This is a genomic window from Geodermatophilus sp. SYSU D00705 (assembly GCF_054050135.1).
The window spans coordinates 1-25,606 of the sequence record NZ_JBJGYT010000003.1 but is presented as its reverse complement, the minus strand read 5'-3'; the positions used below and the strand labels follow the sequence as shown (position 1 = coordinate 25,606).

Below are 25,606 nucleotides of genomic sequence, written 5' to 3'. Positions count from 1 at the left end.
CCTGGACCAACGGCGGTCGCCACCCACAACCGGCCGAGCAGGAGGCCCCTCATGGCCGACACCACCGAGGCACGCGACCGGACCGAGGACGGTCAGCCCACCCTCAAGCGGGTCATGGGGCCCGGCTTGCTGCTGCTGTTCATCGTCGGCGACATCCTCGGCACCGGGATCTACGCGCTGACCGGGCAGGTCGCCGCCCAGGTGGGCGGTGTCGTGTGGCTGCCGTTCCTCGTCGCGTTCCTGGTGGCGCTGGTCACCGCCTTCAGCTACCTGGAGCTCGTGACCAAGTACCCGCAGGCGGCCGGTGCGGCGCTCTACACGCACAAGGCGTTCGGCATCCACTTCGTCACGTTCCTGGTCGCCTTCGCGGTCATGAGCTCCGGCATCACGTCGGCGTCCACCGCCGCCCGGGCGTTCAGCGCGAACGCGGCGAGCGTCCTGGGCCTCGACATCGAGGACGGCATCGGGATCACCCTCATCGGCCTGGGGTTCATGGCGCTGGTCGCCCTGGTCAACCACCGCGGCGTGGGGGAGAGCGTCAAGGCCAACGTGGTGCTGACCTGCGTGGAGCTCTCCGGCCTGCTGATCGTCATCGGGGTCGGCGTCTGGGCGCTGGGCATCGGGGAGGGCGACTTCTCGCGCGTGACCGAGTTCGACACCGGGGAGCGCTCGGTGCTCGGCGGGGTCATCGCGGCGACCGGGCTGGCCTTCTTCGCGATGGTCGGGTTCGAGGACTCGGTCAACATGGCCGAGGAGTGCAAGCACCCGCGGCGGATCTTCCCCAAGGTGCTGCTCGCCGGCCTGTGCCTGACCGGGCTCATCTACGTGCTGGTGTCGATCTCGGCGATCGCGCTGGTGCCGGCCGACGACCTCAGCGAGGGCGACACGCCGCTGCTGCAGGTCGTCCAGGCCGGCGCCCCCGGCTTCCCGATCGGCATCTTCGGCGTCATCACCATGTTCGCCGTCGCCAACTCGGCGCTGATCAACATGCTCATGGCCAGCCGGCTGGTCTACGGGATGAGCCGCCAGCACGTGCTGCCCCCGCTGCTGGGCCGGGTGCACCCGCGGCGGCGCACCCCCACGACCGCGATCCTGTTCACCACCGCGCTCGCCTTCGGCCTCATCACCTTCGTCGGCGCCGTGCCGGCCCTCGGCGGGACGACGGCGCTGCTGCTGCTGGTCGTCTTCACCGTCGTCAACGTCGCCGTCCTGGTGCTGCGCAAGGACGAGGTGGACGAGGACCACTTCCGCACTCCCACCGTGCTGCCCGTCGTCGGGGCCCTGGCCTGCGGTTTCCTCGCCACGCCGTGGGCCGGCCGGCCCGCCGAGCAGTACCGGATCGCCGGGGTGCTGCTGGTCATCGGCGTCGTCCTCTGGGGCGTCACGGTGCTCATCAACCGCCGGACCGGCCCCGCCGTCCCGTTGCTGGACCCCGACCGGTTCACCAAGGGCGGCCCCGTCAACTGAGAGACGGGACCCCCGCCCCCCTCCGCCCCACCCACGCCGCGCCAGGAGCGGGGCCCTGGACGGGGCCGGCGGCGGGGGCACTGCAGGGGGCCGCGCCGTCGGGTCACCAGACAGCCGGGGACGGCATGTCGACCCCGGGACCCACCATCGGGGGTGGCGAACGAACCGCGAGTGGCGCAGGAACCGCCTCAGGGCGTGGACGGCGGCATTCCTGTCGTACCACCCGGTATCCTGGGAACGAGAAACCGCCAGCAACCGGCTCAGCGTCGTTCTGCGCCCTCAGGGCGCGACGCCGTCCGCGTCCAGCCCCCCGCCCGCGAGGCCGGGGAGCCGTGCGCCGGTTGCGCGACAGAAGGGCCCCACGTGGTCGCTCGACCCCAGACTGACAACGCGTACTCCGGCAGCTCGATCACGGTGCTCGAGGGCCTCGAGGCCGTGCGCAAGCGCCCCGGCATGTACATCGGCTCCACCGGTGAGCGGGGTCTGCACCACATGGTGTGGGAGGTCGTCGACAACTCCGTCGACGAGGCCCTCGCCGGCCACTGCGACACCGTGAAGGTCACCCTGCTCGCCGACGGCGGCGTCCGGGTGGAGGACAACGGCCGTGGCATCCCGGTCGACATGCACCCGGTCGAGAAGCGCCCCACGGTCGAGGTCGTCCTCACCGTGCTGCACGCCGGCGGCAAGTTCGACGGCAAGAGCTACGCGGTCTCCGGCGGCCTGCACGGCGTCGGCGTCACCGTCGTCAACGCGCTGTCCACGAAGCTCGACGTCCGCATCAAGCGGGACGGCTTCGAGTGGTACCAGCACTACGACATGGCCAAGCCGGGCCCGCTCGAGAAGGTGGGCCCCACCAAGGGGCGCGGCACCACCACGACGTTCTGGGCCGACGGCGACATCTTCGAGACGACGACCTACTCGTTCGACACGATCAGCCGCCGGCTGCAGGAGATGGCCTTCCTCAACAAGGGCCTGACCATCGTGCTGCGCGACGAGCGGCCCGGTCACGGCAAGGCCGAGACCGGCATGGCCGAGGAGGTCACCCTCGCCGAGGCCGCCCCCGAGCCGGGCGCCGAGGCGAAGGCGTTCGAGGCCACCGAGATCACCTACCGCTACGACGGCGGCCTCGAGGACTACGTCAAGCACATCAACGCCAAGAAGACGCCGATCCACCGGTCGATCATCAGCTTCGGCGCCGAGGGCACCGGCAAGAACGACATGCGGATGAGCGTCGACGTCGCGATGCAGTGGTCCGACGCGTACTCCGAGTCGGTCTACTCCTTCGCGAACACGATCAACACGCACGAGGGCGGCACCCACGAGGAGGGCTTCCGCACCGCGCTGACCTCGATCGTCAACCGGTACGCCGAGGAGAAGAAGCTCTTCAAGGCCAAGGACGACAAGCTCACGGGTGAGGACATCCGCGAGGGCCTGGCCGCCATCGTCTCGGTGAAGATCGGCGACCCGCAGTTCGAGGGCCAGACGAAGACCAAGCTCGGCAACACTGAGGTCAAGGGCTTCGTCCAGAAGGTCTGCAACGAGCAGATCGCGCACTGGTTCGAGGCCAACCCGACCGAGGCCAAGACGATCATCAACAAGGCCTCGTCGGCGGCCCGGGCCCGGCGTGCGGCGCAGGACGCCCGCAAGCTGGCCCGCAAGAACCTGCTGAGCAACAACTCGCTGCCGGGCAAGCTGGCCGACTGCCGCTCCACCGACCCGCGGGCCTCGGAGATCTACATCGTCGAGGGTGACTCCGCCGGTGGTTCGGCGAAGTCCGGCCGCGACTCGATGTTCCAGGCGATCCTGCCGATCCGCGGCAAGATCATCAACGTCGAGAAGGCGCGCATCGACCGGGTCCTCAAGAACACCGAGGTCCAGTCGATGATCACCGCCTTCGGCACCGGCATCCACGACGAGTTCGACGTCTCGAAGCTGCGGTACCACAAGATCGTGCTGATGGCCGACGCCGACGTCGACGGCCAGCACATCCGCACCCTGCTGCTGACCCTGCTGTTCCGCTTCATGCGGCCGCTGGTCGAGGCCGGCTACGTCTACCTGGCCCAGCCGCCGCTGTACAAGATCAAGTGGGGCGGCAAGATCGGGGACGAGTACGTCTACAGCGACAAGGAGCGCGACGCCGTCCTCAAGGCCGGTGCCGAGGCCGGCCGCAAGCTGCCCAAGGACGACGCGATCCAGCGCTTCAAGGGCCTCGGCGAGATGAACGCGACCGAGCTGTGGGACACCACGATGAACCCGGAGACGCGCATCCTGCTGCAGGTCACCCTCGAGGACGCCGCGACCGCCGACGAGCTGTTCAGCGTGCTCATGGGCGAGGACGTCGAGGCCCGCCGCAGCTTCATCACCCGCAACGCCAAGGACGTCCGCTTCCTCGACGTCTGAAGAAGGACCCCGTCCCCCTCACCGCTCGCATGCTCGCGGCGAGCCTCTGGACGGGGCCACCGCGCGGACTCCACATCCTTCGCACCGACCCATGAGGACCTGAAACGTGACCGAGACCCCTGCCCGCGACCGCATCGAGCCGGTCGACCTCCAGCAGGAGATGCAGCGCAGCTACATCGACTACGCGATGTCGGTCATCGTCGGCCGCGCGCTGCCGGAGGTCCGTGACGGCCTCAAGCCCGTGCACCGGCGCGTGCTGTACGCGATGTACGACCAGGGCTTCCGCCCCGACCGCGGCTACGTCAAGTGCGCCCGCGTCGTCGGCGAGGTCATGGGTAACTACCACCCCCACGGCGACTCGGCGATCTACGACGCCCTCGTCCGGCTGGCCCAGCCGTGGTCGATGCGCTACCCGCTCATCGACGGGCAGGGCAACTTCGGCTCCCCGGGCAACGACCCGGCCGCGGCCATGCGCTACACCGAGGCCCGGCTGACGCCGCTGGCCATGGAGATGCTGGCCAACATCGACGAGGAGACCGTCGACTTCCAGCCCAACTACGACGGCAAGAACCAGGAGCCGCTGGTCCTGCCGGGGCGCATCCCGAACCTGCTGATCAACGGCTCGGCCGGCATCGCCGTCGGCATGGCCACCAACATGCCGCCGCACAACCTCCGCGAGGTCGCGGAGGCGGTGTTCTGGATGCTCGACCACCCGGACGCGGAGCCGGAGGAGGCGCTCACCGCCTGCATGCAGCGCATCCCCGGTCCCGACTTCCCGACCGCCGGCCTGATCGTCGGCCGGGAGGGGATCGAGGACGCCTACCGCACCGGCCGCGGCTCGGTGCGCATGCGCGCGGTCGTCACCGTCGAGGAGGACGCCAAGGGCAGGGTGCAGCTGGTCGTCACCGAGCTGCCCTACCAGGTGAACCCCGACAACCTGGCCGAGGCGATCGCCGAGGCGGTCAAGGACGGCCGGCTGCAGGGCATCAGCGAGATCGCCGACGAGTCCTCCGACCGCGTCGGCCGCCGCCTGGTCATCACCCTGCGCCGGGACGCCGTCGCCAAGGTCGTGCTGAACAACCTCTACAAGCACACCCAGCTGCAGACCACGTTCGGCTGCAACATGCTCTCCATCGTCGACGGCGTCCCGCGGACGCTGCGCCTGGACGAGCTGATCCGCTACTACGTGGCCCACCAGGTCGAGGTCATCCAGCGGCGGACCCGCTACCGGCTGCGCAAGGCCGAGGAGCGCGCGCACATCCTGCGCGGTCTGGCCAAGGCCCTCGACCAGCTCGACGCGGTCATCGCGCTGATCCGCAACAGCCCGTCGGCCGACGCCGCCCGCGGTGGCCTCATGGACCTCCTCGACATCGACGAGATCCAGGCCACCGCGATCCTCGACATGCAGCTGCGCCGGCTGGCGGCCCTGGAGCGGCAGCGGATCCTCGACGAGCTGGCCGAGCTCGAGGCCCGCATCGCCGACCTGCAGGCGATCCTCGACTCCCCCGAGCGGCAGCGGCAGATCATCCGTGACGAGCTCGCCGAGATCGTGGAGAAGTACGGCGACGACCGGCGCACGAAGTTCGTGGCCAACGACGGCGACGTCTCCATGGAGGACCTCATCGCCGAGGAGGAGGTCGTCGTCACCATCACCCGCACCGGCTACGCCAAGCGGACCAAGAGCGACCTCTACCGGTCGCAGCGGCGTGGCGGCAAGGGCGTCATGGGTGCGGCCCTGAAGCAGGACGACATCGTCGACCACTTCTTCGTGGGCTCCACCCACGACTGGATCCTGTTCTTCACCAACAAGGGCCGGGTCTACCGGGCCAAGGCCTACGAGCTGCCCGAGGCCAACCGCACCGCCCGCGGCGCGCACGTGGCCAACATCCTGGCGTTCCAGCCCGACGAGCGGATCGCCCAGGTCATGCAGATCAAGGACTACTCGGTCGCCCCGTACCTGGTGCTCGCCACCGCCAACGGGCAGGTGAAGAAGACCCGGCTGACCGACTTCGACTCCCCGCGCAGCGGCGGCGTGATCGCCATCAACCTGCGCGACGGCGACGAGCTGGTCGGCGCCGCGCTGATCGACCCCGAGCAGGACCTGCTGCTGGTCACCCGCAAGGCGATGTCGATCCGGTTCAAGGCCGACGACGCCGCGCTGCGGCCGATGGGGCGGGCGACCGAGGGCGTCCGGGGCATCTCGCTGGCCCCCGACGACCAGCTGCTGTCGATGATCGTGGTCGAGGAGGGCGTCGACGTCCTCGTCGCCACCGAGCGCGGTTTCGCCAAGCGGACCGGAATCGAGAACTACCCGAACCAGGGCCGCGGCGGGAAGGGCGTGCTCACCGCCGACCCCAAGGCGCGCAAGGGCTCCCTCGTCGGTGCCCTGGCGGTGCGGCTGGGCGACGAGCTGTACGCGATCACCTCCGGCGGCGGGGTGATCCGGACGCCGGTCAACGGGGTGCGGCACAACAAGGACCGCGCCACCATGGGTGTCAAGCTCATGAACTTGCCGGAAGACGTGTCGATCGTGGCGATCGCGCGGACGACGGACAACGACGAGCCAGCCGCCTAGTCTGGACGTGATGACGGAGGGGGCGCGGCGGCCGGGCCCGCGGGCCGGTGTGCCGCTCCTCCTCCGGTCACACCACCACAGATCTGACCGGCGCCCGGGCGCCCCTGGCCGCGAGCCGGGACACTCGGGTACGAGGGAGCGGCGAGGGCCGCTGGGGAACGGGAGACTCGCATGAGCGACCGGACGCAGGGTTCGGTGCGCACCGGGTCCCGGCCTGGGGGCGCCACCGCGTCGACGAAGGCGCCGACCGGCCAGCAGCCCGCCGCCGACGGGGGGTCCCCGGCCACGGCCGCCCCCTCCGCACCCGGCACGGGCACCCAGCGGGTCTCCCCGGCCGACGGCACCGCACCGGTCGCATCGGCTCCGGTCACCGTCCCGCCCGCCACGCCGGACGCCACCGAGCCCCCGGCCGCCGCGCCGGCTCCGGCCACGGGCGCCGGCACCGGCGTCGTCGCGACGAAGGCCGCCCCGGCTGCCGCGACGGCGGCCCCCGCCACGGGGTCCGCCGGCAAGCCGGGCAAGCAGAAGCCGGCCCGCGGCCCGCGCCGTGCCCGGCTGCAGTTGCGGCACATCGACACCTGGTCGGCGCTGAAGATCTCACTGGTGCTGTCCATCGCGATGTTCTTCATCTGGATGGTCGCCGTCGGCGTCCTGTACGGCGTGCTCTCCGGCCTCGGCGTCTTCGACACGCTCAACGACCTCTTCGGCCAGCTCGGTACCGCCTCCGGCGCCGACGGCAGCACCGAGGTCATCACCCCGGGCATCGTGTTCGGCGGGGCGGCGGTCATCGGCGCGATCAACATCGTGCTCATGACCGCGCTGTGCACGGTCGCGGCGTTCATCTACAACATGTGCTCGGACCTGGTCGGCGGCCTCGAGGTCACCCTGTCCGAACGCGACTGAGCGGAGGGGGGCCGACCCCCCTCCGACCGCCTCGGACGGGCCAGGTACGCTGTTCGAGGTTCACGGGCCTGTAGCTCAGGCGGTTAGAGCGCATCCCTGATAAGGATGAGGCCGGAGGTTCAAGTCCTCCCAGGCCCACCCGTGTCCCGGCGCCCAGCGCGCCACCCGGCCCGTCCTCCGGACGGGCCGGCCCACTCCGCAGGGCGGAGCCGGGGAACTCCCGTCGAGGAGGTACACCGCGTGCTGAAGAAGCTGGCGCTGGCGGCAGCCGGGGCAGCGGCCCTGGCCCTCGTCCGCAAGCGGTCCGCCGGCCGGACCGAGGCCGACCTGTGGGCCGAGGCCACCCGCGGCCCGCAGGCGGTCAGCACCCCCACCGCACGCTGACCCACCGGGGCACCCGCCCCGTCCCGGGGACGTAGCTCAATTGGCAGAGCACCGCCTTTGCAAGGCGGGGGTTAGGGGTTCGATTCCCCTCGTCTCCACGCTCCCGGCCCCGCCGGCCGGCCGGAGGTCACCGCGTCACGGACGCCCGCCGGCGCCGCGCCGGCCGGCTCCGGGTCCGGTCCGGCCCCCCGTGCGCCGTCGCCCGCGGAGAACGCCATCCGCAGCCCGACGGGAACCGTGATCGCCAGGATCCGGGCAGCGACGTCACGGGAGCCTCCCCGGAGCGGCCGACGCCGGAACGCCGACGACGCCGCCCCGGGTCGTCCACGGCCGCAGGGACCTCCGTCACTGGACGCCGCGCCTGTGCGGCGTCACTGTCGGCCCCGCTCGTGGCCCACCGGCCGGGCGGGCCAGGGCTCGCGACGAGGAGCAGCCATGGCGCGGAAGACGATCGACTGCCGGACGGTGCCGAGCGACTACGACTGCACCGTCCAGATCTCGGGCGAGGAGGACGAGGTCCTCGAGCTCGCGGTCGCCCACGCGGTCAGCGCGCACGGGCACACCGACGACGCCGAGCTGCGCGACGGGATCCGTGCCGCGATGCGCGACGAGGAGGCCCTGCTGGCCGAGCAGGGCTCGTTCCTCCAGTTCATCGAGTTCCGCGCCCGCGGCCTCGACGAGTTCCGCCGGCTGGCCGAGCAGTGGCGGGAGCGCATGGGCCGGGAGGCGACCGCCCGGTGGGGCATCGTGGCCGCCGACCGCGACCGGCTCGACACCTACGTCGAGATCGTGGCCTTCCCCGACCACGCCTCGGCGATGCGGAACTCCGAGCACCCGGTGACCGCCGAGTTCGCCAAGCGGATGCAGGAGGCCACCGAGGGCGAGGCGTCCTTCCGCAACCTCGACGTCGCCGAGGTGCTGCGCATGTAGGAGGACCCCCGTGCCCGCCACTCGCGGGCCCGCGGCGGGGCCCTGCACGGGGCCACGGTCCGCTCCCCGCGGTCCGCGGGGAGCGGACCAGTGGGAGAGTGGGCGTCGTGACCGAATCGACTCCCGCACGCCGCGCCGTGCTGCACACCAACCACGGCGACATCACCGTGGACCTGTTCCCCGACCACGCCCCGAAGACGGTCGCGAACTTCGCCGACCTCGCCGAGGGCCGCCGGGAGTGGACCCACCCGCAGACCCGCGAGAAGACGACCGACCGGCTCTACGACGGCACCGTCTTCCACCGGATCATCGACGGCTTCATGATCCAGGGCGGCGACCCGCTCGGTCAGGGCATCGGTGGCCCCGGCTACAAGTTCGGCGACGAGATCCACCCCGAGCTGGCCTTCACCAAGCCGTACCTGCTGGCCATGGCCAACGCCGGCCCCGGCACCAACGGCTCCCAGTTCTTCATCACGGTCGCCCCGACCACGTGGCTGACCGGCAAGCACACGATCTTCGGCGAGGTGGCCGACCAGGCCAGCCGCGACGTCGTCGACCGCATCGCCAAGGTGCCCACCGCCCGCGGTGACCGGCCGGTCGAGGACGTCGTCCTGCAGTCGGTCGAGGTGCAGCGCAGCTGACCACCGGACCCGACGACGGGGGCGCCGGCCAGCCGCAGCCGGCGCCCCCGACGACCACCTGCTACCGGCACCCCGACCGGCCGACCCGCATCTCCTGCACGCGCTGCGGACGGCCGATCTGCCCGGAGTGCATGACCCCGGCCTCGGTCGGGTTCCAGTGCCCCCAGTGCGTCCGCGACGGGCAGGCCGACGTGCGCCGGCCCCGCCAGGCGCCCCTGCTGCGCCGGGCGAGCCGCCGGTTCGGGCTGGTCACCGTGAGCCTCATCGGGCTCAACGTGGCCATGTTCGTCGCGACGGCGGTCTCCGCGGGTCTCGTCGGGGCCAACCCACTGGACAACCAGTTCTCGCCCCTGTTCGCCCGGCTGGCGCAGATCCCGATCCTGGTCCAGCTGGGGGAGGACTGGCGGCTGCTCACCGCTGCGTTCCTGCACATCGGGCTCGTCCACCTGGCGCTGAACATGCTCGCGCTGCTGGTGTTCGGCTCGGAGCTGGAGCGGCAGCTCGGCCGCTGGCGCTACCTCGTCGTCTACCTCGTCTCGCTGCTCGGCGGGGCGGTGGCGCTGCAGCTGTTCGGCGACCCGGGGCGGGCGGTCGCCGGCGCCTCGGCGGCCATCTACGGCCTGCTGGGCGGCCTGGCGGTCGTGATGATCGCCCGCAGGCAGGACCTGCGGGGCCTGCTCACGCTGCTGGCGATCAACGTGGTCATCAGCTTCCTGCCCGGCGTCTCCCTGCTCGGCCACCTCGGCGGGCTGGTCGCCGGGTTCGCCGCCACCGGCATCGTCGTCCTGGCCCGCCGGCGGACCGAGCTGCAGGTGCTGGGGCTCATGCTCCTGGCCGCGGCCCTGGTCGTGGTGGCGCTGACCGTGCCGACCATCGCCGTCCTGGGCTAGCGGCCGCCGGCCTCGGCGCCGGCCGGCGGCAGCTCGAGCAGGGCGCGGGCGACGTCCTCCGGGTCGGTGCCGAGGTCGCGGCGCCCGAGCAGGACGAGCACCCCGTCGTCGTCCGCGCCGACGGCGGTGTCCAGCTCCAGCAGCCGCGACCGCACGCCCCAACGCCGGGTCTCGCGCACCCGCACCCGCAGCAGCGCCCACGGCAGCTCCAGCGTGCCGGTCAGCCGGCGGACGAGGAGCCCGTCGGGATCGGTGGCCAGCCGCGGCCGCAGCACGCGGTCGCGCAGCGCCAGGAGCAGCAGCAGGACGGCGGCCGCGCCGACCAGCACCCGGCCCACCGGGTCCAGCAGCACGGCGAGCACGGCCAGCACCACCCCCGCGACGGCGAGGGCGACGGTCTCCGCCGGCCGTGTGGACCACTGCACCCGTCCAGCCTCCCAGCCGGGCCTTCGGAGCGGGTGCGTGGACGTCCTACCATCGCCGGAGGGGCGTGACGCCGCCCACGTCGACGAGGAGTGGTCATGCGAGATGCCGTCATCTGTGCCGCCGTGCGGACCCCGGTGGGCAAGCGGGGCGGGGGGTTGTCCGGTGTGCACGCCGTCGACCTCTCAGCGCACGTGCTGGAGGCGCTGGTGGCACGCACCGGCATCGACCCGGCCGTGGTCGACGACGTCATCTGGGGCTGCGTGAGCCAGATCGGCGAGCAGACGTACAACGTGGCCCGCAACGCGGCGCTGGCCGCGGGCTGGCCCGAGACGGTGCCCGGCACGACCATCGACCGGCAGTGCGGCTCCAGCCAGCAGGCGGTGGCCTTCGCGGCGGCCAGCGTCGTCAGCGGCCAGGCCGACGTCGTCGTCGCCGGTGGTGTGGAGTCGATGAGCCGGGTGCCGATGGGTTCCTCGGTGGGCGACGGCACGGCCGGCCGTCCCCTCGGCCCGCGGTTCATGGAGCGCTACGGCGTGGCCCCCAACCAGGGCGTCGGCGCCGAGATGATCGCCGAGCGGTGGGGCTTCTCCCGCACCCGGCTCGACGAGTTCTCCCTCGCCTCCCACGAGAAGGCCGCCAAGGCCCAGGCCGACGGCGCCTTCGACGAGGAGATCGCGCCGGTCACCACCCCCGACGGCACCGTGGTGCGGGCCGACGAGGGCGTGCGGCCGGGGGGCACGCTGGAGAGGCTGGCGTCGCTGAAGACCCCCTTCAAGGCCGACGGCGTCATCAGCGCGGGCAACGCCAGCCAGATCTCCGACGGCTCGGCCGCGCTGCTGGTGACCACCTCGGAGAAGGCCCGCGAGCTCGGCCTGCGCCCGCTGGTCCGCGTGCACACCACGGTCATGGCCGGCGACGACCCGGTCATCATGCTCACCGCGCCGATCCCGGCCACCCACAAGGTGCTGCAGCGCTCCGGGCTGTCGATCGACGACATCGGCCTGTTCGAGGTGAACGAGGCGTTCGCGCCGGTGCCGCTGGCCTGGCAGGTGGAGACCGGGGCCGACCTGGACCGGGTCAACCCCCGGGGCGGCGCGATCGCGCTCGGCCACCCGCTCGGCGGCTCCGGCGCCCGCATCATGACCACGCTCGTCCACAGCATGCTGGCCACGGGCACCCGCTACGGCCTGCAGACGATGTGCGAGGGCGGCGGGATGGCGAACGCGACGATCCTGGAGCTGATCGACGCCTGATCCACAGTTCCCCACGACGGCCCCCGGTCCCCCTGCGGACCGGGGGCCGTCGCCGTCTCTGTGGAGGAACGGGGAGACCGGGACATCTCCCGTGGTCAGATCGCGTGTCGGAGTGCCGGGCGCTGGGTAGGGACGCGGTGCGGCCGCCGCCCTGAGCCTGCCGCCAAGTCGATTCGTCCACAGCTGTGTGCACAGCTGGGGATGGAGTCACAGGCATGTAGTTACTCGGGTGCCCTTCGCGTCACATCCGCCTCACCCGTGGGGAAACCGCAGGTCAGCGGAGTTCGATCGAACATCCGTTCTCCACACACGGTGGACAACTCTGGGGGTATCGCGCTTTGTCGACCTGTGGACGCAGCGATCGGCTGTGCACAGCGGCACCTGTGAACAACACGGTGGGTGTTCGGGCGCTCACATGACAACGGCCCCCGTCCCCGGGTGGGGACGAGGGCCTCGTGAGGGTCGTGCGGCCCCCTCCCCGGGCCCGCCCCGAGCGTGCCAGGGGTGGGGAGGAGGGGGTCCTTCTTCAGCGCCAGCGCATCGACATCACCAGGCCGGCGACCATGAGGCCGAACCCGATGGCGAAGTTCCACGGCCCGAGGCCGTTCATCACGCCGATCCGGTCGCCGGCGACGTAGAAGACGACGATCCACAGGAGCCCCAGCAGCATGAGGACGACCATCAGCGGCGCGTACCAGCGGGGGCTGGGCGTGGCGGCCCGTGCGGCCGGCGTCCCGGCTTGCAGCGTGCCCTGCGGCGGCGTGTAGACCGACTTCTTGCGCACCTTGGACTTGGGCACCGTGCGAACTCCCTCCGGGGCCGGTTCGTCGCTGCCGGCCGTGACAGAACTCCAGCCTAAGCTGCGACCGTGGCCGGAGCCCGCACCCTGACCCGTCCGGGGCACCGCCGTGGCGCCGCGTGGGCGGCGCTGGTGCCCGTCGTGGCGCTCCTCGCCGGGCTGCTGTTCGCCACCTCCAGCCAGACCGCCGGCGGCACCGACCTGCGCGGCGGGGAGGTCACCGAGCTGTCGGCGCTGATCGGGGCCCGGGAGGAGGTCCTCCGGGCCCAGCAGCAGCAGCTGGCGGCGCTGCGCGACCAGACGCAGGCGCTGACCGACCAGGCCGCCTCCCGGGACGGCGCGGTGGCCGCCGCCCAGGCCCAGGACGACGGCGCCGAGCTGTCGGCGGGCCTGGTCGCGCTCAGCGGCCGCGGTGTGGAGATCGTCCTGGACGACGCGCCCCGCCGGCCGGACGGCTCGCTGCCGATCGGCGCCCGCCCGGACGACGTGGTCATCCACCAGTCCGACGTGCAGGCGGTGGTGAACGCGGTGTGGGCCGCCGGGGCCGACGGCGTCGCGATCATGGACCGGCGGCTGATCGCCACCAGCGCCGTCCGCTGCGTCGGCAACGTGCTGCTCCTGGAGGGCCGCACGTACTCGCCCCCGTTCGTGGTCACCGCGGTCGGGGACACCACCGCGATCCGCGCCCAGCTGGCCGCCTCGCCGCAGGTGGCGGTGTTCCAGCAGGCGGTCGAGGACTTCGGCCTCGGCTTCGACGTGCGCGACCGCCCGTCTCTGACGGTGCCGGCCTACGAGGGCACGCTGGCCATGGAGCACGCCACCGCCACCGAGGACTGAGTGAGGCCCCGTGCGGGGTCCCGCTGCCAGTCCGCGAGTGGTGGGGAGCACGGGGTCTGCCTGGTACACAGGGAGCGTGAACCGCCCCGTCCTCGTCGTCGACAACTTCGACAGCTTCGTCTACAACCTGGTCCAGTACCTGGGTCAGCTGGGCGTGCGCTGCATCGTCCGCCGCAACGACGCCGTCACCGTCGACGAGCTCGCCGACCTCGACGTCGCCGGGGTGCTGCTCTCCCCCGGCCCCGGGACGCCGTCCGGCGCCGGGGTGACGGTGCCCATGGTGCGGGCCGCCGCGGACGCCGGCACGCCCGTCCTCGGGGTGTGCCTGGGCCACCAGGCGATCGCCGAGGCCTTCGGTGCCGAGGTGGTGCGGGCGCCGGAGCTGCTGCACGGCAAGACCAGCCAGGTGGTGCACACCGGCGCCGGCGTCCTCGCCGGGCTGCCCTCGCCGTTCACCGCCACCCGGTACCACTCGCTGGCCGTCGAGCGCGCCACGGTGCCCGACGAGCTCGAGGTGACCGGGGAGACGCCGTCGGGGATCGTGATGGCCCTGCGCCACCGGGAGCTGCCCATCGAGGGCGTGCAGTTCCACCCCGAGTCGGTGCTCACCGAGGGCGGGCACCGGATGCTCGCCACGTGGCTGGAGACCTGCGGGATGGCCCCCGACCCCGCCGCGGTCGAGGCGGCCGCCGCGGCCGTGCGCCGGCTCACGACGGTCGCCACCCCCGCCTGAGTCCCCCGACACGGCGAAGGGCCCCTCCCGCTCGGGAGGGGCCCTTCGCCGTCGGTGCGGTCGGTTCGTGGCTCAGCCGCCGCCACCGGTGCCGTCACCGGTGCCGCCGCCGCCCTGGGGCGCCCGGCCGACGGTGATGGTCACCGTCGAGCCCGGCTCCACCTCGGCGTCGGCCGACGGGCTCTGGGCGATCACCAGGCCGACGTCGGCCGGGTCGGGAGCGTCCTGCTGGACCACGTTCACGACCAGTCCGAGCCCCTGCAGCGCACTGGTCGCCGCCGACTGCTGCTGGTCGACGACGTTCGGCACGGTGACCGTCTCCGGCTCCGCGGGGCCGCTGGAGACCCGCAGGGTGATCTCGGTGTCCGCGGTCGCCTGGCTGCCCGCCGCCGGCGACATGGCGACGACGGTGCCGGCGGGCTGCTCGTCCTCGACCTGCTCCGGCCGGACGTTGGTGAACCCGTCCCCGCGCAGGGCCTGGACGGCGGCGTCCTGCTGCTGGCCCACCACGTCGCGCACCTCGGCGTCCCCGTCGGACACCGACAGCGTGATCGTCGTGTCCGGCGGCACCTGGGTGCCCTGCTCGGGGTCGACGAGGACGACGATGCCCTCCGGCTCGAGGGAGTCGACGGCGTCGCGGTTGACGTTCCCCGTGAAACCGGCGTTCTCCAGGGCGGTCCGCGCGTCGTCCTCGTCCAGGTTGACCACCGGCGGGACGGCGACGCTGTCCGGGGCCGCGCCGACGACGAGGTCGACCTCGCTGCCCTCGTCGACCCGCGCACCGCTGGCGGGGGTGCTGGAGACGACGTTGCCCACCTGGGAGTCGTCGTTGGTGATCTCGGTGGTCACGTCGCCCACGACCAGGCCGGCGTCGGTGATGGCGGCCTCCGCGTCGGCCCGCGGCAGGTCGACCAGGGTGGGCACGGCGACCTGCTGGGCGGCCGGGGTCTCCGGGTCGTCGCCGGAGTTGAGCAGCAGGGCCGCGGTGATCACGCCGCCGAGCAGCAGGACGGCGGCGACGACGGCGATGACCACCCGCGTGCGCTTCCGCTTCCGGGCCGCCTCGTCGTCGCCCTCGTCCCAGTCGCCGCCGCCGTAGCCGGGGGGCGCGCCGAGGATGGTGGTCTTCTCGGCGTCGTTCATGACCGGCGTGGCCTCGACCCGCTGGCCGGCCAGTGCACGGAGCAGGTCGTTGCGCATGTCCGCGGCCGACTGGTAGCGGTTGGCCGGGTTCTTGCTCATCGCCTTGAGCAGGATCGCGTCGAGCTCCGGCGGTATCGCCGGGTTGATCGACGACGGCAGGCGGGGGTCCTCGCGGACGTGCTGGTAGGCCACCGCGACCGGGGAGTCGCCGGTGAACGGCGGCGCGCCGGTGACCAGCTCGTAGAGCAGGCAGCCGACCGAGTAGACGTCGGAACGGGCGTCGACGCCCTCACCGCGGGCCTGCTCGGGGGAGAGGTACTGGGCGGTGCCGATGACCGCGGCGGTCGAGGTCATCGTGGCGGCGGAGTCGGAGACCGCGCGCGCGATGCCGAAGTCCATGACCTTGACCGAGCCCTGCGGCGTGATCATCACGTTCCCGGGCTTCACGTCGCGGTGCACGATGCCGTTGCGGTGGCTGAAGTCCAGGGCCCCGCAGATGTCGGCGGACAGGCTCATGGCCCGCTCGGGGGAGAGCACCCCCTCGCTGCGCAGCACGTCACGCAGGGTCTGGCCCTCGACGTACTCCATGACGATGTACGGGGTGGCGCCGCTGGGCGAGCGGTCCTCGCCGGTGTCGTAGACCGCGACGATCGCCGGGTGGTTCAGCGAGGCCGCGGCCTGTGCCTCGCGCCGGAAGCGGACCTGGAACGACGGGTCGCGGGCCAGGTCGCTGCGCAGCACCTTGACGGCCACCTCGCGGCCCAGCCGCAGGTCACGGCCCCGGTGCACCTCGGCCATGCCTCCGCGGCCGAGCACCCCGCCGATCTCGTAGCGCTCTCCGAGCACCTGCGGCGTGGTCATCGGGGGTCCTCTCGGGCGGTGCGGTCCGGCGTCCAGGGGGAGTCGGGCAACGGGCGGACGCGGCGGACGGGTGGGCCGGCGGGGAGCCTAACCGCTGGGACGACCCCGATCCGGGAGCCGCGGGGGAGCGGGATCACTCCGTCGCACCCGCGGCGCCCGGTGCCGGCTGGGCGTTCCCCGTCCCGGTCGCGGGAACGGAAGGCTCGGTCGCCGTCGGTGCTGGGTCTCCCGGGAGGTTCCCGCCCGGCGGGTTGGCGGGCGCCTCATCCCCCTCGTCCCCGTCCCGCTCACCGCCCGGGTCCTGGTTCTCCCCCGGATTGCCGCCGTTGCCGTTCCCCTGGCCGTTGCCCTGACTGCTGCTCGACGTGTTGCCGGGCGCCGTGGTCGTCCGGCTGGGTGTCGTCGTGGTGGGCACCGCCGTCGTCGGCTGGGGCTGGGTCTCGCTCGGGTCGCTCTCGTCGGTGGTGTCGGGCGCGTAGTCGTCGGGTGCGTAGTACAGCGTGACGACGGTGCCCAGGGGCACGGCCTCGTTGGCCGGTTCGGAGGCGACGACGTCGTCGGCGTCGAAGGCCCGGCCCGGCGCGGTCACCTGCGCGGCGGTCGCCTCGCGCTGGCTGACCTGCAGGCCGTTGCCGACCAGGTACTCCTCGACGTCGTCGACGTTCTGCCCGATGAACTCGTCGGTGTTGACGGTGAACGTGCCCGCCGCCGTGGAGGTGCTGGTGGCCGGTGCGCTGGTCTGCTGCGGGTCGGCCGCCGAGGGGTCGCCGTCGCCGGAGAGCAGGAACCAGGTGCCGCCACCGAGCAGCGCGAGCAGCAGCAGGCTGGCGACCACCCACACCCACCGGTTGCGGCCGCGGGACGGCTCCGCGTGGCGGGGCCCGTCCCAGGTGCCGTCGTCCTCGGCCGGTCGCCGCAGCGGCGGCATGGTCCCCGGCGCCGTCCCCGGGCCGCCGGTGCCGCCGGCAGAGGCGGCGCCGAGCACCTGGGTGCGGCTGTCGGACACGTCGGTGACGAGCTCGGTCTGGGCCGTCGCGGGCTCCGCCGGCGCGGGAACGGGGACCGCGGCGACGGGCCCGGGGCGCGGACGCCCTGCGGCCGGTGTGGCCGGACCGCCGGACCCGGGAGCCGACAGGCCGCTCCCCGCGGCCACCGAGCGGATGGCGGCGGCGAACGCACCGCCGTCGGGGAACCGGTCGGCGGGGTCCTTGGCCAGGGCCCGCTCGATCAGCAGCCGCACCGCGGCCGGCACGTGGCCCGGCAGCGGCGGCGGCGGGCGGTTGATGTGCGCCAGGGCCACGGCCACCTGGGAGGTGCCGTCGAAGGGGCGGCCGCCGGTCAGGCACTCGTACCCGACCACACCGAGGGAGTAGACGTCGGAGGCGGCGGTGACCTCGAAGCCCTGGGCCTGCTCGGGGGAGAGGTACTGGGCGGTGCCGACGACCATGCCGGTGCGGGTCAGCGGTGTGGCGTCCCGGGCGCGGGCGATGCCGAAGTCGGTCAGCTTGACGACGCCGTCGGGCCGGACGATCAGGTTGCCCGGCTTGATGTCGCGGTGCACGACGCCGGCCTTGTGCGCCGCCGACAGGCCGTCGGCGGACTGGCCCAGCACGTGCAGCGTCCAGTCGACCGGGAGCTTGCCCTCCTCGTGGAGGATCGTCACCAGCGGCTTGCCCTCGACCAGCTCCATGACGAGGAACGCCAGCTGGCCGCCGCGCTCGTCGTCGGTCTCGCCGTAGTCGTAGACCGAGGCGATGTTCGGGTGGCTCAGCGCCGCGGTGTGCCGCGCCTCGTTGCGGAACCGCGCCACGAAGCTGGGGTCGCCGGTGAACTCGCTGCGCAGCACCTTGGCGGCGACGACGCGGTCGAGCACCCGGTCGCGGGCCCGCCACACCTCGCCCATCCCGCCGGTCGCGATCGGGGCGGTGATCTCGTAGCGGCCGGCGAGGATCGTGCCGGTGGACAGGGCCATCAGCCGCCCTGCCCGTCCAGGTGGGCCTGCATGACCTCACGGGCGATGGGGGCGGACACGTCCCCACCCGTACCCCCGCCGTTGGCCACGAAGACCGCGACGGCGATCTGCGGGTCGTCGGCCGGGGCGAACCCGACGAACCAGTTGTGGTCGGGGCCGGCGTTCTCCGCCGTCCCGGTCTTGCCGGCGACGGTGACGCCGGGGATGCGGGCGGCCCGGCCGGAGCCGTTGGCGACGACGCTCTCCATCATCTCGGTCAGCTGGCCGGCCACCTCGGGGGTGACCGGCTGGCTCAGCTCCTCCGGGTCGGTCTCGTCGATGACGCTGAGGTCGGGGGCGCGCAGCTGGTCGACCAGGTACGGCTGCATGAGCGTGCCGTCGTTGGCCACCGCGGCGGCGATCATCGCCGCCTGCAGCGGGGTCACCACCACGTCCTGCTGGCCGATCGAGCTCACGCCGAGCTGCGCGTCGTTCTCCGGGTCGCCGATGGTGCTGGCTTCCACGGTCAGCGGGATCTCCCGCCGCTCGCCGTCCATCCCGAACGCCTCGGCCATCTCGCGCACCCGGTCCTCGCCGAGGTCGATGCCGAGCTGGGCGAAGGCGGTGTTGCAGGAGATGGTCAGCGCGTCGATCAGCGGCTGCTCGCCGGTGCTGCTGCAGCGGGAGCCGCCGAAGTTCTCCAGCTCGGTGTTGGTGCCGGGCAGGGTCAGCGTGTCCGGCGCCGGGATCACGGTGTCCGGCGTGTACTCCCCGGTGGCCAGCGCGGCCGCCGAGACGACCACCTTGAACACCGACCCCGGCGGGTAGTTGTCGCCGATCGCCCGGTTCAGCCGGGGATCGCGGTCGGCGTCGTTGAGTTGCGCCCAGTAGTCCCGGATCGCCTGCGGGTCGTGGCTGGAGAGCAGGTTCGGGTCGTACGTCGGCGTGCTGGCCATGCCCAGCACCGCGCCGGTGGAGGGGTCCAGGGCGACGACCGCGCCGGTCACGCCCTCGAGGCCGGCCATCGCGGCCTCCTGGACGGCGGGGTCGAGGGTGAGGACGACGTCGCCGCCGGAGGGGTCGCGGCCGGTGAACAGGTCGGCGAGCCGCCGGGCGAACAGGCGGGCGTCGTTGCCGGCGAGGAAGTCGTTCATCGACCGCTCGGTCTGGGCGTTGCCGTAGACCAGCGAGTAGTAGCCGGTGACCGGCGCGTACAGCTCCCCCTGCGGGTACTGCCGCAGATAGGTCAGCCGGTCGTCGGTGGCCACCGAGGTGGCGATCTCGGTGCCCGCGACGACGATCGAGCCGCGCTCGCGGTCGTACTCCTCCGACAGCACCCGGGTGTTGCCCGGGTCGGTGCGCAACTCGTCGGAGCGGACCACCTGGATGTAGTTGACGTTGATGATCAGCAGCGTGAACAGCACGAGCACGCTGATGGCGACCCGGCGCAGGGGTGCGTTCACGGCGTCACCACCTCGGTGGGCGCGTCGCCCAGCGCCGGCTTCGGCGGCCCGGCGGGGGCGGCCGGACGGCGGGCGGCGTCACTGATCCGCACCAGGACGGCGACCAGCACGAAGTTGGCCACCAGCGAGGACCCGCCGTAGGCGAGGAACGGGGTGGTGAGGCCGGTCAGCGGCAGCAGGCCGGTCACCCCGCCGAGGACGACGAACACCTGCCAGGCGATGGCGAAGGACAGGCCCGCGGCGAGCAGCTTGCCGAAGGCGTCGCGGACGATCAGCGAGGTGCGCAGCCCGCGCTCGACCAGGACCAGGTAGACGATGATCACCGCGACGAGGCCGAAGAGCCCGAGCTCCTCGCCGATGGCCGCGGCGATGAAGTCGCTCTTGGCGACCGGCACCTGGTCCGGGCGTCCGCCGCCGAGGCCGGCGCCGAACAGGCCGCCGGTGCCGAGCCCGAACAGCGACTGCACGAGCTGGTAGCCGGAGCCGTCCCGGTACTCGAAGGGGCTCAGCCAGACGTCGACGCGGGACTGGACGTGGGTGAACACCGAGTAGGCGATGAGCGCGGCGCCGGCGAACAGGCCGAGGCCGATGAGCAGCCAGCTGGCGCGCTCGGTGGCGACGTAGAGCATCACCACGAAGATGCCGAACAGCAGCAGCGAGCTGCCCAGGTCGCGCTCGAAGACCAGCACGAGGATCGACAGCGCCCAGGCCACCAGCACCGGCCCGAGGTCGCGGGCGCGGGGCAGCTCCAGGCCGGCCACCCGGCGGCTGGCCAGCGCGAGGACGTCGCGCTTGTCGACCAGGTAGGCGGCGAAGAAGACGATCAGGCAGATCTTGGCGAACTCACCGGGCTGGATGCTGAAGCCCGCGAGCCGGATCCAGATCTTGGCGCCGTTGACCTCCGACATCGAGGAGGGCAGCACCGCGGGGATCGCGAGGAGCACCAGGCCGACCAGGGCCAGCGTGTAGGCGAACCGGGAGAGCACCCGGTGGTCGCGCAGCACCACCAGGACGGTGACGAACAGGACGATGCCGAGGGTGGCCCAGACCAGCTGGACGGGGGCGTCCTCGCGCGTGGTGCTGCTGTCGATCTGCTCGGCGGCGAGGTCCAGGCGGTGGATGACCGACAGCCCGAGGCCGGTCAGCAGCGCCACCGCGGGCAGCAGCAGCGGGTCGGCGTAGGGCGCCCACCGGCGGACGACGACGTGCACGACGGCCCACAGCGCGGTGAACCACCCGCCGAAGGTGAGCAGCTCCGGGCGCAGTGACCCGGTGATGGTCAGGTCGACGATGCCCTGCGCGACGAGCGTGATGACGACGGCGAAGGCCAGCAGTGCCAGCTCGGTGTTCCGCCGCTTCGGCGGGGCCGCACCCGCCGCGTTCGCACGGGGGTCCGTGGAGGGGCCGGTCGTCACTTCGCCTCCCGGCAGTCCACTCCGGGCTCGGGCGCCGGCGTCGACCGCTCGGACACGGTGGCCTCGGGGGTCGTCTCCGCCGGGACGGCCGGCGGCACGAGCCCGCCGGGTGCCGGGACGCCGTCGGGAGCCGGGGTCGGAGTGGGGGTGGGGGTGGGCAGGGACCGGCTGCTGTCGTCCTCGCTCGGGCACACGGGCAGCCGCTGCGCGCGCAGCATCGCGACGATCCGGTCGGCGTGGTCGCCGTCGGTGGCCTCGATGCCCCGGCGGACCTTGCTCGCATTGGCCTGGGGGAGGTCACCGACGGCCAGGTCGGTCACGTCGGCCACGCGGTTGAGGTCGACGCCGAGCAGGGCGGTGTCGATGCCGCGGAAGACGGTGACCCGCTCGCCGGCGGAGGTGTCCTCGACGCCGACGAACCAGTTCGACAGCAGCCACAGGTACACGCCGACCAGCACCGCGGCCCCCAGCAGCAGCGCGCCCAGGCCCCACAGCAGCCGGCGCCGGCGGCGTCCCGGTGGTGGAGCCGCGACCATGCCGGCGCCCGCGCCGGACGGCGTCGGCGGCGTCGGGGGCGGATCGTGCAGCGCCGCGCGCCCGGCCGCCGATCGGGGGTCGACCTCGCGCTGACCGATGTTGTCGCCGGCCGCGCCGTCGACCACGGGGTCCACCGGCGCGGTGCCGTGCCCGCCGTCCTCGACGACGTCGGCGACGATGACGGTGATGTTGTCCGGCCCGCCGCTGCGCAACGCCAGCTCGATGAGCCGGTCGGCGGTCGCCTGGGGGTCGGGGTCGAGCAGGGCGGCGGCGAGGGTCTCCTCGCTCACGACGCCGGACAGGCCGTCGGAGCACAGCAGGTAGCGGTCGCCGGCGCGCGCCTCGCGCATCGACAGGTAGGGGTCGACCTCCTGCCCGTTCAGCGCGCGCAGCAGCAGGGAGCGCTGGGGGTGGTGGTTGGCCTCCTCCGGCGTGATCCGGCCGTCGTCGATCAGCGTCTGCACGAACGTGTCGTCGTGGGTGATCTGGGTGAGCACGCCGTCGCGCAGCAGGTAGGCGCGGGAGTCGCCGATGTGGCACAGGGCCAGCCGGCCACCGGCGAACAGGACGGCGGTCAGCGTCGTCCCCATGCCCTCCAGCTGCGGGGACTCGCGGATCACCTCGCGCAGGTGCTCGCTGCCGTCGAAGACGGCCTCCCGCATCGCCTGCAGCATGTCGCCGGACGGGGCGTCGTCGTCCAGGTGCTCCAGGGCGGCGATGACGACCTTGCTGGCGACGTCGCCGGCGGCGTGCCCGCCCATGCCGTCGGCGACGGCGAGCAGCCGGGGACCGGCGTACACCGAGTCCTGGTTGTTGCCGCGGACCAGGCCGCGGTCGGACCGGGCCGCGTAGCGCAGCACGAGGGTCATGAACGCAGCTCCAGGGCCGTCTGGCCGATCCGGATCGGCTGACCGGGGGCGATCAGCAGCGGGCCCTGCACGCGCTGCTGGTCGAGGTAGGTGCCGTTGGTGGAGCCGAGGTCCTCGACGTACCACTGGCCGCCGCGGTTGGTGAGCCGGGCGTGGCGGGAGCTGGCGAAGTCGTCGGTGAGCACGAGGGTGGAGTCGTCGGCCCGGCCGATGAGGATCGGCTGCTCACCCAGGGTGATCTTGGTGCCGGAGAGCGGCCCGGCGGTGACGACCAGGGTCTTGGGCCCGCGGTTCCTCTTCTTGCCGGCGGCCGCGCGCGGGGGCACCGACGCCACCCGGCCGGCCCGGCCGCCGAACAAGTCGGCGCGCACCACCCGGAACGCGGCGAAGATGAACAGCCACAGCAGCAGCAGGAAGCCGAAGCGGAAGATCTGCAACACGATCTCGGCGGTCATCGCAGAACCTGCTTCACGCGCCGTCCTGCCGGTACACCAGCACCGAGTGGCCGATGCGGATCACGTCGCCGTCCGACAGCGGCTGCCGGGTGATCCGGCGGCCGTTGACCAGGGTGCCGTTGGTGGAGCCGAGGTCCTCGGCGATCGCGGTGGCCCCGTCGAGGACGACGTCGACGTGCCTGCGGCTCACCCCGGTGTCCGGCAGCCGGATGTCGGCGTCGGTGCCGCGGCCGATGACGTTGCGGCCGGTGGTCAGCTCGTGCCGGGTGCCCGGGCCGTCGACCAGCAGGACGTGGGTGACACCGGGCCGGGTGCCGGCCCGCCCGACCACCGACGACGGCTGCTGCCGGCCGGTGTCGGTGGCCATCCGTCCCTGCAGCGGGGGCAGCGGCGGGACGCCGCCGGTGGGCAGCGGCGTGGGGACGTCGTCGGCGCGGCTGCCGGGACGCGCGGGGTCGGCGACGTGCGAGCTGACCTCGAAGACGCCGGTGGGCAGCGCCTCGTCGCGCTCCAGCCGCACCTGGACGGCGTCGAAGACCTGGTAGCCCTCGGCGTCGATGTGCTCGGAGACCATGTCGGCGAGCTGGGCGGCCAGCTGCTCGGACCACTCGGCGAGGTGGTCGTAGTCGGTCGGGCCCAGCCGGACGTCGTAGACGTTGGGCGCCAGCACCCGGCCCTCGCCCATGACGCTGCGCTGCTCGTCGGCCTCGCGGGTCAGGGCCTTGGCGATCTCCGCCGGGTGCACCTTGCCCTTGAAGAGCCGGGCGAAGGCCAGCCCGACCATCCCCTCCAGCCGCCGCTCGAAGCGCTGCAGCACACCCACAGTCGCTCCCTTGCGCTCGCGCGGACGTCCCGATCTGCCATCGTTGATCGTAGCCGGGTGCGCGGCGGCGGACCGGCCGGTGACCTCCCGACGCCCCGGGCGCGGCGCGTCGGCGCGGGGCGGGGGTGCCCCCCTCCTCGGGTGTCCGCAGAGGTGCTGCTAGGGTTCTTCCTCGCCAGGGCAAGTGGCGGAATGGCAGACGCGCACGGTTCAGGTCCGTGTGTCCGAGAGGACGTGGGGGTTCAACTCCCCCCTTGCCCACCGGCACGACGACGCGGCCCCGGGGTTCCGACCCCGGGGCCGCGTCGCGTCTCGGCTCCTCCCCGGGCCCGGCCGACCGTCACCCCTGGGGGTTGGCGAGGCTCCAGGTGCCGTGCGGTGGAGCCGATGACGGTCAGGTGATCGTGTCGGCCGTCCCTGTCTCGTCCCGCCGCGCCCGTGGACCCGTCCGCGAGCCGGTGGGGCCGTCGACGGCTCGTCCGGAGGGGGAGCGGTGAGGAGGTTCCGCGCGGTGCGACCCGGGGCGGATGCGGACGCCGAGCAGTTGCGGCGGCTGCTGGCGGAGACCTCGCGGCTGGAGCGCCTCCAGGCCACCCTGCTCGACAACATCGTCGAAGGCGTGCTGCTGCAGGATCCCGAGGGTCGCGTGATCACCAGCAACTCAGCGGCACGCCGCGTCCTCGGTCTCACCGCGGACCAGTTGCACGGTCAGGCGCTCCACGAGCTGCGGTCGGCGCTGCGGCCCGACGGCACCCCGTGGCCGGCCGACCAGCGGCCGACCGCCGCCACCGTCCACGCCGGCGTGGGCATCCGCGGCCGCGTCGTCGGCGTCCACGTCGGGGGGGAGCTCAGGTGGCTGTCGCTGAACACCGACCCGGTGCTGGCGCCCTCCGGTGAGGTCGAGTACGTCGTCTCCTCCATCCGCGACGTCACCGAGGAGCACGCCGCCGTCCTGGCGGGGCAGCAGGTCGCCCGCGCACGGCGGGAGCGGGTGGAGCAGGTGCTCCGCGACGGTGGGCCCAGCGTGGTGGTCCAGCCGATCGTGGACCTGACCACCGGGCAGGCGGTGGGCGCGGAGGCCCTGTCCCGCTTCCCCGCCCACGTCCGGCAGGGGCCGGAGGCGTGGTTCGCCGACGCCACCGCCGTCGGACTCGGGGCGGAGCTCGAGCTCGCGGCCATCGAGCGGGCCGTGGCCACCCTGGACCGGCTGCCTCCGGACCTGTACCTGTCGCTCAACGCCTCCCCGGCGACTCTCGCGTCACCGCGGCTGGTCGAGTTGATCACCTCTGGTCCCACCGAGCGGCTGGTGATCGAGCTGACCGAGCACGTCCCGGTCGCCGACTACGACGTCCTGGCCGCTCCGTTGAACCGGCTGCGCTGGTCGGGGGTCCGCCTCGCGGTCGACGACGCCGGCTCCGGGTTCGCGTCCCTGCAGCACATCCTCAACCTCGCCCCGGACGTCATCAAGCTGGACCGTGCCCTGGTGGGGGGCGTCGACACCGACCCCGCCCGGGCCTCCCTCGTGAGCAGCCTCGTGCTCTTCGCCGACCGCATCGGCGCCACCCTGGTCGCCGAGGGGATCGAGCACGCCCGGGAGCACGCCGCCCTGCAGGGCCTGGGCGTCCGCCACGGCCAGGGCTTCCACCTGGGCCGTCCCCGCCCCGTCACCGTGCTGGCGGACGCACTGCGCCGTCCCCGACAGGACTGCGCGGTGCTCGCCTAGCTGTAGTGCCCAGCACGGTTGCTGACGGCGACCCGGGTGATCGGGGGTTGTCCGCCGAGTGCGGTGTGGCTGCGGTGATGGTTGTAGGTGTGCAGCCAGTCGGGCAAGGCTGCGGCTCGCTCGGCTGA

The 25,606-nt window shown here is 73.0% G+C and carries 22 protein-coding genes, 3 tRNA genes and 1 pseudogene; 16 read left to right on the top strand and 10 right to left on the bottom strand.

The window, feature by feature from the left end; all coding sequences use genetic code 11:
• Positions 1 to 51 precede the first annotated feature (51 nt).
• The 11 genes and pseudogenes from ACI78Q_RS03060 to ACI78Q_RS03010 all read left to right on the top strand — a co-directional run bounded on the left by ACI78Q_RS03060 (position 52) and on the right by ACI78Q_RS03010 (position 10,190).
• Positions 52 to 1,467, top strand: coding sequence for an APC family permease (locus ACI78Q_RS03060; RefSeq protein WP_456921844.1), 1,416 nt, complete (start codon positions 52 to 54; stop codon positions 1,465 to 1,467).
• A 363-nt stretch (positions 1,468 to 1,830) separates the two neighbouring features.
• Positions 1,831 to 3,867: a DNA topoisomerase (ATP-hydrolyzing) subunit B gene (gene gyrB, locus ACI78Q_RS03055; RefSeq protein WP_456921843.1), complete on the top strand. Its 2,037-nt coding sequence runs from the start codon at positions 1,831 to 1,833 to the stop codon at positions 3,865 to 3,867.
• Between the two features lie 106 nt (positions 3,868 to 3,973).
• On the top strand, positions 3,974 to 6,442 hold the full coding sequence (gyrA, locus tag ACI78Q_RS03050) for a DNA gyrase subunit A (RefSeq protein ID WP_456921842.1): 2,469 nt from the start codon (positions 3,974 to 3,976) through the stop codon (positions 6,440 to 6,442).
• Between the two features lie 171 nt (positions 6,443 to 6,613).
• On the top strand, positions 6,614 to 7,345 hold the full coding sequence (locus ACI78Q_RS03045) for a DUF3566 domain-containing protein (RefSeq protein ID WP_456921841.1): 732 nt from the start codon (positions 6,614 to 6,616) through the stop codon (positions 7,343 to 7,345).
• Positions 7,346 to 7,409: 64 nt separating this feature from the next.
• Positions 7,410 to 7,483 (top strand) — tRNA-Ile (locus tag ACI78Q_RS03040).
• Positions 7,484 to 7,585: 102 nt separating this feature from the next.
• Positions 7,586 to 7,729 (top strand): DLW-39 family protein, encoded by a 144-nt coding sequence (locus ACI78Q_RS03035; protein ID WP_456921840.1) that lies wholly within the window; start codon positions 7,586 to 7,588, stop codon positions 7,727 to 7,729.
• Between the two features lie 25 nt (positions 7,730 to 7,754).
• A tRNA-Ala gene (locus ACI78Q_RS03030) sits at positions 7,755 to 7,827 on the top strand.
• 337 nt (positions 7,828 to 8,164) lie between these two features.
• The gene (locus ACI78Q_RS03025) at positions 8,165 to 8,659 is read left to right on the top strand and encodes a DUF1059 domain-containing protein (RefSeq protein ID WP_456921839.1); all 495 of its coding nucleotides are present in this window, start codon (positions 8,165 to 8,167) and stop codon (positions 8,657 to 8,659) included.
• Between the two features lie 107 nt (positions 8,660 to 8,766).
• Positions 8,767 to 9,300, top strand: coding sequence for a peptidylprolyl isomerase (locus ACI78Q_RS03020; RefSeq protein WP_456850887.1), 534 nt, complete (start codon positions 8,767 to 8,769; stop codon positions 9,298 to 9,300).
• Positions 9,297 to 9,425, top strand: a pseudogene (locus ACI78Q_RS03015) (hypothetical protein); the annotation flags it as partial. The gene ACI78Q_RS03020 and the pseudogene ACI78Q_RS03015, both read left to right, overlap by 4 nt.
• A gap of 6 nt (positions 9,426 to 9,431) precedes the next feature.
• Complete coding sequence (locus tag ACI78Q_RS03010; protein ID WP_456921838.1) at positions 9,432 to 10,190, top strand: rhomboid family intramembrane serine protease; 759 nt, start codon at positions 9,432 to 9,434, stop codon at positions 10,188 to 10,190.
• Here the strand turns inward: ACI78Q_RS03010 and ACI78Q_RS03005 are convergent.
• The gene (locus ACI78Q_RS03005) at positions 10,187 to 10,615 is read right to left on the bottom strand and encodes a PH domain-containing protein (RefSeq protein WP_456921837.1); all 429 of its coding nucleotides are present in this window, start codon (positions 10,613 to 10,615) and stop codon (positions 10,187 to 10,189) included. The genes ACI78Q_RS03010 and ACI78Q_RS03005 overlap by 4 nt on opposite strands.
• Positions 10,616 to 10,711: 96 nt before the next feature.
• Between ACI78Q_RS03005 and ACI78Q_RS03000 the strand changes: the two genes are divergently transcribed.
• On the top strand, positions 10,712 to 11,869 hold the full coding sequence (locus ACI78Q_RS03000) for a thiolase family protein (protein ID WP_456921836.1): 1,158 nt from the start codon (positions 10,712 to 10,714) through the stop codon (positions 11,867 to 11,869).
• A gap of 526 nt (positions 11,870 to 12,395) precedes the next feature.
• Here the strand turns inward: ACI78Q_RS03000 and crgA are convergent.
• Positions 12,396 to 12,668, bottom strand: a complete 273-nt coding sequence (gene crgA, locus ACI78Q_RS02995) for a cell division protein CrgA (protein WP_456921835.1) — start codon at positions 12,666 to 12,668, stop codon at positions 12,396 to 12,398.
• Positions 12,669 to 12,737: 69 nt separating this feature from the next.
• Between crgA and ACI78Q_RS02990 the strand changes: the two genes are divergently transcribed.
• Both ACI78Q_RS02990 and ACI78Q_RS02985 read left to right on the top strand, forming a co-directional pair.
• Entirely contained in the window at positions 12,738 to 13,505 is a 768-nt protein-coding gene (locus ACI78Q_RS02990) for a DUF881 domain-containing protein (RefSeq protein ID WP_456921834.1), read from the top strand.
• Positions 13,506 to 13,581: 76 nt separating this feature from the next.
• Positions 13,582 to 14,238: an aminodeoxychorismate/anthranilate synthase component II gene (locus ACI78Q_RS02985; RefSeq protein ID WP_456921833.1), complete on the top strand. Its 657-nt coding sequence runs from the start codon at positions 13,582 to 13,584 to the stop codon at positions 14,236 to 14,238.
• A gap of 72 nt (positions 14,239 to 14,310) precedes the next feature.
• Here ACI78Q_RS02985 and pknB read toward each other — a convergent pair whose 3' ends face one another.
• The 7 genes from pknB to ACI78Q_RS02950 all read right to left on the bottom strand — a co-directional run bounded on the left by pknB (position 14,311) and on the right by ACI78Q_RS02950 (position 23,755).
• The gene (gene pknB, locus ACI78Q_RS02980; RefSeq protein WP_456921832.1) at positions 14,311 to 16,242 is read right to left on the bottom strand and encodes a Stk1 family PASTA domain-containing Ser/Thr kinase; all 1,932 of its coding nucleotides are present in this window, start codon (positions 16,240 to 16,242) and stop codon (positions 14,311 to 14,313) included.
• A 133-nt stretch (positions 16,243 to 16,375) separates the two neighbouring features.
• Complete coding sequence (locus tag ACI78Q_RS02975; RefSeq protein ID WP_456921831.1) at positions 16,376 to 18,214, bottom strand: serine/threonine protein kinase; 1,839 nt, start codon at positions 18,212 to 18,214, stop codon at positions 16,376 to 16,378.
• Positions 18,214 to 19,656 (bottom strand): peptidoglycan D,D-transpeptidase FtsI family protein, encoded by a 1,443-nt coding sequence (locus ACI78Q_RS02970; RefSeq protein WP_456921830.1) that lies wholly within the window; start codon positions 19,654 to 19,656, stop codon positions 18,214 to 18,216. The genes ACI78Q_RS02975 and ACI78Q_RS02970 overlap by 1 nt, the downstream gene beginning before the upstream one ends.
• Positions 19,653 to 21,071, bottom strand: a complete 1,419-nt coding sequence (locus ACI78Q_RS02965; RefSeq protein ID WP_456921829.1) for an FtsW/RodA/SpoVE family cell cycle protein — start codon at positions 21,069 to 21,071, stop codon at positions 19,653 to 19,655. The genes ACI78Q_RS02970 and ACI78Q_RS02965 overlap by 4 nt, the downstream gene beginning before the upstream one ends.
• Positions 21,068 to 22,477 carry a PP2C family protein-serine/threonine phosphatase gene (locus ACI78Q_RS02960; protein WP_456921828.1) on the bottom strand — a complete coding sequence of 470 codons (1,410 nt, stop codon included), beginning with the start codon at positions 22,475 to 22,477 and terminating at the stop codon, positions 21,068 to 21,070. The genes ACI78Q_RS02965 and ACI78Q_RS02960 overlap by 4 nt, the downstream gene beginning before the upstream one ends.
• On the bottom strand, positions 22,474 to 22,932 hold the full coding sequence (locus ACI78Q_RS02955) for an FHA domain-containing protein FhaB/FipA (RefSeq protein WP_456921827.1): 459 nt from the start codon (positions 22,930 to 22,932) through the stop codon (positions 22,474 to 22,476). Before ACI78Q_RS02955 ends, ACI78Q_RS02960 begins: the two co-directional genes overlap by 4 nt.
• 13 nt (positions 22,933 to 22,945) lie before the next feature.
• Positions 22,946 to 23,755, bottom strand: a complete 810-nt coding sequence (locus ACI78Q_RS02950; RefSeq protein WP_456921826.1) for an FhaA domain-containing protein — start codon at positions 23,753 to 23,755, stop codon at positions 22,946 to 22,948.
• Positions 23,756 to 23,933: 178 nt separating this feature from the next.
• Between ACI78Q_RS02950 and ACI78Q_RS02945 the strand changes: the two genes are divergently transcribed.
• Together ACI78Q_RS02945 and ACI78Q_RS02940 are read left to right on the top strand one after the other, a co-directional pair.
• Positions 23,934 to 24,016, top strand: a tRNA-Leu gene (locus ACI78Q_RS02945).
• A 250-nt stretch (positions 24,017 to 24,266) separates the two neighbouring features.
• Positions 24,267 to 25,478 (top strand): EAL domain-containing protein, encoded by a 1,212-nt coding sequence (locus tag ACI78Q_RS02940; RefSeq protein ID WP_456921825.1) that lies wholly within the window; start codon positions 24,267 to 24,269, stop codon positions 25,476 to 25,478.
• Here ACI78Q_RS02940 and ACI78Q_RS02935 read toward each other — a convergent pair.
• Positions 25,475 to 25,606: integrase core domain-containing protein (locus tag ACI78Q_RS02935; RefSeq protein ID WP_456922068.1), on the bottom strand; the 132-nt coding region annotated here is incomplete at its 5' end. The two genes, ACI78Q_RS02940 and ACI78Q_RS02935, sit on opposite strands and share 4 nt — an antisense overlap.

Excerpts from the sequence above, each read along its gene's own strand:
- ACI78Q_RS03060 (WP_456921844.1), top strand. The coding sequence starts at position 52 with ATGGCCGACACCACCGAGGCACGCGACCGGACCGAGGACGGTCAGCCC.
- ACI78Q_RS03045 (WP_456921841.1), top strand. The coding sequence starts at position 6,614 with ATGAGCGACCGGACGCAGGGTTCGGTGCGCACCGGGTCCCGGCCTGGG.
- ACI78Q_RS03025 (WP_456921839.1), top strand. The coding sequence starts at position 8,165 with ATGGCGCGGAAGACGATCGACTGCCGGACGGTGCCGAGCGACTACGAC.
- ACI78Q_RS03010 (WP_456921838.1), top strand. The coding sequence starts at position 9,432 with ATGACCCCGGCCTCGGTCGGGTTCCAGTGCCCCCAGTGCGTCCGCGAC.
- ACI78Q_RS03000 (WP_456921836.1), top strand. The coding sequence starts at position 10,712 with ATGCGAGATGCCGTCATCTGTGCCGCCGTGCGGACCCCGGTGGGCAAG.
- pknB (WP_456921832.1), bottom strand. The coding sequence starts at position 16,242 with ATGACCACGCCGCAGGTGCTCGGAGAGCGCTACGAGATCGGCGGGGTG.
- ACI78Q_RS02975 (WP_456921831.1), bottom strand. The coding sequence starts at position 18,214 with ATGGCCCTGTCCACCGGCACGATCCTCGCCGGCCGCTACGAGATCACC.
- ACI78Q_RS02960 (WP_456921828.1), bottom strand. The coding sequence starts at position 22,477 with ATGACCCTCGTGCTGCGCTACGCGGCCCGGTCCGACCGCGGCCTGGTC.
- ACI78Q_RS02955 (WP_456921827.1), bottom strand. The coding sequence starts at position 22,932 with ATGACCGCCGAGATCGTGTTGCAGATCTTCCGCTTCGGCTTCCTGCTG.